This window comes from Streptomyces sp. NPDC058741, from assembly GCF_042746715.1.
Lineage (GTDB): Bacteria > Actinomycetota > Actinomycetes > Streptomycetales > Streptomycetaceae > Streptomyces.
Genome location: NZ_JBHYQH010000018.1, coordinates 1 through 5217, shown reverse-complemented (window position 1 = coordinate 5217; position 5217 = coordinate 1). Strand labels below are relative to the sequence as shown.

3 protein-coding genes, 1 tRNA gene and 2 rRNA genes are annotated in these 5217 nt (G+C 70.4%); 1 reads left to right on the top strand and 5 read right to left on the bottom strand.

Features of this window, described 5'->3' with window-relative positions; genetic code table 11:
* Window positions 1-711: HAMP domain-containing protein (locus tag ACFW6P_RS16705; protein ID WP_386424053.1), on the bottom strand; the 711-nt coding region annotated here is incomplete at its 3' end.
* Window positions 712-1186: 475 nt separating this feature from the next.
* Between ACFW6P_RS16705 and ACFW6P_RS16700 the strand changes: the two genes are divergently transcribed.
* Window positions 1187-3940, top strand: a complete 2754-nt coding sequence (locus tag ACFW6P_RS16700; protein WP_386424010.1) for a SpoIIE family protein phosphatase — start codon at window positions 1187-1189, stop codon at window positions 3938-3940.
* A 57-nt stretch (window positions 3941-3997) separates the two neighbouring features.
* On the opposite strand, the gene ACFW6P_RS16695 is transcribed toward ACFW6P_RS16700, so the two are convergent.
* From ACFW6P_RS16695 to ACFW6P_RS16680, 4 genes are all read right to left on the bottom strand, one after another.
* Window positions 3998-4073 (bottom strand) — tRNA-Thr (locus tag ACFW6P_RS16695).
* A gap of 73 nt (window positions 4074-4146) precedes the next feature.
* Complete coding sequence (locus tag ACFW6P_RS16690) at window positions 4147-4809, bottom strand: DegT/DnrJ/EryC1/StrS family aminotransferase (protein ID WP_386352977.1); 663 nt, start codon at window positions 4807-4809, stop codon at window positions 4147-4149.
* Window positions 4810-4922: 113 nt separating this feature from the next.
* Window positions 4923-5039, bottom strand: a 5S ribosomal RNA gene (gene rrf, locus ACFW6P_RS16685).
* A gap of 105 nt (window positions 5040-5144) precedes the next feature.
* Window positions 5145-5217 (bottom strand): 23S ribosomal RNA (locus ACFW6P_RS16680); the annotation flags it as partial.

Sequence of the window (5217 nt, the reverse complement as noted above, 5' to 3'; positions counted from 1 at the left end):
CATCTGGTTGATCGTCTCGGCCAGCTGCGCGACCTCGCCGCGCGCGGGCACGGTCACCTTCCGCGACAGGTCACCGTTGGCGACCGCCGTCGTCACCAGCGCGATGTCCCGCACCTGGGCCGTCAGCCGGTACGCCATCGTGTTCACGGAGTCCGTGAGGTCCTTCCACGACCCCGACATGCCCCGCACCCGTGCCTGACCGCCCAGCTTGCCCTCGGTGCCCACCTCACTGGCCACCCGCGTGACCTCGTCGGTGAACGTCGACAGCTGGTCGACCAGGTTGTTGACGGTCCGCCCGACCTTCAGGAACTCGCCCCGCAGCGGCTGCCCGTTCCCCTCCGGGATCTGCGTCCGCAGCCCCATGCGCGGCGACAGATCGCCCTCCGCCACCGCCGACAGCACCCGGCTGACCTCGGAGACGGGTCGCACCAGGTCGTCCACCAGGGCGTTCGAGTTGTCGATCGCCGCAGCCCAGGAGCCCACGCAGGCCCCCGTCTCCAGCCGCTCGGTCAGCTTGCCCTCACGGCCCACCATCCGCCGCACCCGCGACAGTTCACCCGTCAGATGCAGGTTCCGGTCGGCCACCTCGTTGAAGACCGCCGCGATCTCCGACATCACGCCGTCCCCGGACACCGTGAGCCGCTTGCGGAAGTTGCCGTCCCGCATCGACACCAGAGCGGTCAGCAGCCGGTTCAGCGCCGCCGTGTCCACCTCGGTGGTGCCGTTGCGCGCCTTTCCCTGGTTGCTCGGGGACTGTCCGCCTTTCGCGCGCGTCCTCGTGCCACGCGTCGCTGCGCCAGACTCCACTGTGTCCCTCCCGCAGGGGTCGACCGTCACTGCTCTGCCCGGGCCACCACGCTCGGCGCACCGGTTACTACTGCGTATTCTCCGCCCGGCGCACCAGGCCGTTTCCAGGGGGCTGCTGCCCGCCGCACGCCTTCGTCACTCCGCCTGCCCGCACCTTCACAGGAAGCTTGCCCAGTGTTTCACCCCGGTCGAACCAGGCCATGACAGATCGGCAGCTTCGCACACCGTCCGCACACCCTCAGGACGGAAACACTGCAGACCGGCATCCGCACGGACCGCGAAGGTAAGTAACCTTGCATCCGGCTGTCCAGCCGCGCCGGTCCGTCCGGCCTGGGCGGTGGCACGAAGACGAGCGGGCATCGGAGGGGCGGCCGCACACATGACCACCGGACTGATCCCGGGGGGACAGCCCCCGGACCCCCAGCCGACGGACGGCCTGCCGCGCCAGCGGCGCGAGCCGGCCGAAGCCACGGACCAGCACGTCGAGAACCGGTCGAGGAGTTCTGTGATCACCGCGCGCGCGGCCGCAAGTTTCGATCCCGTCGGGCGATCGGTCGCCAGCGCCCGCTCCTTCGTCCGCGACACCCTCCAGGGCTGGGGCTTCGCCGACATCGTCGACGACGCCGTCGTTCTCACCAGCGAACTGGTGACCAACGCCGTCGTCCACGCCGGTACCTCCGCCGACGTGCTGTGCCTGCGCAGCGACGAGGGCGCGCGCATCGAGGTGGCCGACCGCTACCCGGAGCGCGAGATCCCGCTGCAGGGCACCGCCGTCAACATGGGCAGCCCCGACCGCGAGGGCGGCCGCGGCCTTCAGCTCTGCGCGGCTCTCGCCGGCCGCTGGGGCGTCGAGTACACGCCCACCCACAAGACCGTCTGGTTCCAGCTCGACCTCCCCGCCCGCACCGTGGGCACCCGCGCGGCCGGCCCGGCCCTGCCCGCCGACCTGCTCCCCGTCGCCGACGGCAGGGTCCGCGTCGCCGTCGTCCAGATCGACCGCACCGGCCACATCACCGCCTGGAACGAGGACTCCGAGGAACTCTTCGGCCACCCGGCCGAGCAGGTCACCGGTAAACCCCTCACCGACCTCGCCGCCTGGCCGCACACCCCCGGCACCGGCACCGGCATCGCGGAGGCCCTGCTCCTGTCCCGCTGGGAGGGCAGCTACGGCATCCGCGACGCGAGCGGCCGCGTCACCCCCGTCTACGCCTCCCACCTGCGCGTCCGCGACACCGGCGGCGAGCCGTCAACCGTGTGCCTGCTGGTACGGGACCACGAACGGGCCGTTCTGCAGACGCCCTCCCGCGTCCCCGCCTCCGACACCTCGACCACCTCCGAGGGCCAGAGCACCGACCCCTTCGAGGTCTTCATCGGCTCCCCCGCCCCGGACGACCTGGACGGCCTCCTGCAGCGCACGGTCGAACGCGCCCGCGACATGCTCGACGGCGACTCGGCGTTCCTCCTGCTCGCCACCGACGACGAGACGGAACTGGAGGTCCGCGCCTCCACCGGCCTCCCCTCCGCCCGCCAGCGCTTCGCCCGCGTCCCCGTCGAGGCCGGCCCCGGCCGCTACGGCTCGGCCCGCATGCCCGCCGTCCACGACGACCTGAACGCGGTCCCGGGCGCCGTCCCGCTGCTGAACGGCACGGGCATGCGCTCGGTCGTCACCGTCCCCCTGAAGGTCGAGGGCCGCCTCACCGGCTCCCTCGGCGTCGCCGCCGAGTCCCCGGGCCGGTACTCCAACGAGGAAGCCCTGCGCCTGCAGTTCGCCGCCGACCGCATCGCCCTGGCCGTGGAGTCCGCCCGTCTGGGTGAACTGGAGCGCCTGCGCCGCGGCTCCCTCAGCTTCCTCGTCGAGGCCTCAGACCTGCTGGCCGGCACCCTGGACCGCGACCAGACCATGGCCCTGATGGCCCAGATGACGGTCCCCACCCTCGCCACCTGGTGCGCCGTCTACACCATCGCCGACCAGGCCTCCGAGCCGTACCTCTCCTACGTCCTGCACGAGGACGAGGAACTCATCGACGGCATCAAGTCCCTGCTGTCGAAGGTCCCCCCGCCCGACCCGGTCCCCACCCCCGGCGCCCGCGTCTGGACGGCCCCCGGCGAGATCGCCCACCAGGCCGCCCTGCGCAGTTCCATGCGCAGCCTCGGCCTGAACGGCAACCGGACCCGCCAGGTCACCCCCGGCATCGGTCCCACCCTCGCCACGGCCTCCGCCGTCGGCGGCGAGACGGTCGTCCTGCCCCTGGTCGCCCGCAACCGCGTCATCGGCATGCTCACCCTCGGTAAGCCGACCGACGAGCACTTCCGCCAGGAGATCCTGGAACTCGCCGAGGACCTCTCCCGCCGAGCCGCCCTGGCCCTGGACAACGCCCGCCTCTACTCGGAGCGCACGGCGATCAGCCAGTCACTCCAGCGCAGCCTGCTGCCCCCGGAGCTCCCCGAGATCGACGGCGTCGAGGTCGAGGTCATCTACCGCGCGGCCGGCGAGGGCAACGAGGTCGGCGGCGACTTCTACGACGTCTTCCCCATCCGCGACGGCGCCTACGGCTTCGCCATCGGCGACGTCTGCGGCACGGGCCCGAACGCGGCGGCGGTCACCGGCCTGGCGCGGCACGCCCTGCGCCTCCTAGCCCGCGAGGGCCTGAGCGGCCCGGCGGTCCTGGAGCGCCTCAACTCCGCCATCCTCGACGAGGGCGAGCGCAGCCGCTTCCTCACCCTCCTCTACGGCGAGATGCGCCCCCAGGAGGACGGCAGCGCCGAGCTGAAGGTCGTCTGCGCCGGTCACCCGCTCCCGCTCCGCCTGCGCCAGGACGGCACGGTCGTGGCGGCCGCCGAACCCCAGCCGCTCCTCGGCGTCATCGACGACCTGGAGCTCTACGAGGAGACGGTGTCCCTCGACCCGGGCGATGTCCTGCTCTGCGTCACGGACGGCGTCACCGAACGCCGCGAGGGCACCCGCATGCTGGGCGACGACGGTCTCGCGGACGTCCTCACGAGTTGCACGGGCCTCACCGCCGGAGCGGTCGCGGCCCGCATCATGCGCGCGGTGGAACGCTTCGCGTCGGACGCCCCGTCTGACGACATGGCGATCCTGGCGATGCGCGTCCCGGAACTCCAGGAGGACTAGGACAGGAAAGACCAGGACACGAGAAAGGCCCCACCCGTGAGGGTGGGGCCTTTCTGCTGGAGCCCCCAAACGGAATCGAACCGTTGACCTTCTCCTTACCATGGAGACGCTCTGCCGACTGAGCTATAGGGGCCTATCGCCCGCTGGGTTTCCCGCGCGGCAACGAAATAGATCATACCCCGAACAGCCCCGTGCTCCCAACCACGTCAGAAGGCCGGCTGCAGCAGCCCTCCGAGGGCATTGCAGGCGGACACGATCCGCTGCATGTCCCGCTTGGTGAGCGTCGCGTCCACCGGCAGCGCGAGCGTCTCGTCGGCGGCCCGCTCCGTCTCCGGCAACGCCACGAACCGCCGGAACTCGGGCAGCCGGTGCACGGGCGTCTTCACCGGCACACGGCAGTCGACTCCCCTGCTGCGTACGGCTCGTGCGAAGGCGTCCCGATCCGGTCGCCCGTTGCCCGGAACCCGCACGACGTACTGCTGGTAGGTGTGTCCGTCACCGCCGTCGGGCGTCCGCACACCCCGCAGTTTCGCGTCGAGATAGGCCGCTCTCTCCCGACGCTGGGCCATCTCGTCGTACGGCGCCGCGGACTCCCCGTGCTCCAGCACGAGCAAGCCGTGCCGCCGGCCCACCGCGTGCACCCTCTCCAGGTCGGCGAGTCGCCCGAAACGGTGGACGACCACCACCGCCGCCGTTCGCGAGGTCACCGCGGCTTCGACAGCGGAGGCATCGAGGCAGTAGGTGGCGGGATCTATGTCGGCGAACACCGGCAGCGCCCCGGCGGTGGCCACGGCCTGGGCGACCTCGACGTTCCCGAAGGCCGGCACGACGACCTCGTCACCGAGTCCGACGCCGGCGGCTCTGAGCAGTGCAGCAGTACCCATGCCGTGGATGCTGGTTGCGCCATGTGAACTTCAAGTGACGGGCAACAAAAAAGGGGTGGACCCCGAACCGAAGTTCGGGGTCCACCCTTTCAATGATTGTTCGGCGGCGTCCTACTCTCCCACAGGGTCCCCCCTGCAGTACCATCGGCGCTGTAAGGCTTAGCTTCCGGGTTCGAAATGTAACCGGGCGTTTCCCCTACGCTATAACCACCGAAACCCTAATGGTTTCGAGCGAACAAGCACACTCTTCAATTGTTTGTTCTACTCAAAGCCGACAACTGTTCGTTGTCTCAGAACTAACACAGTGGACGCGAGCAACTGAGGACAAGCCCTCGGCCTATTAGTACCGGTCAACTCCACACGTTACCGTGCTTCCATATCCGGCCTATCAAC

Excerpts from the sequence above, each read along its gene's own strand:
- ACFW6P_RS16700 (WP_386424010.1), top strand. The coding sequence starts at position 1,187 with ATGACCACCGGACTGATCCCGGGGGGACAGCCCCCGGACCCCCAGCCG.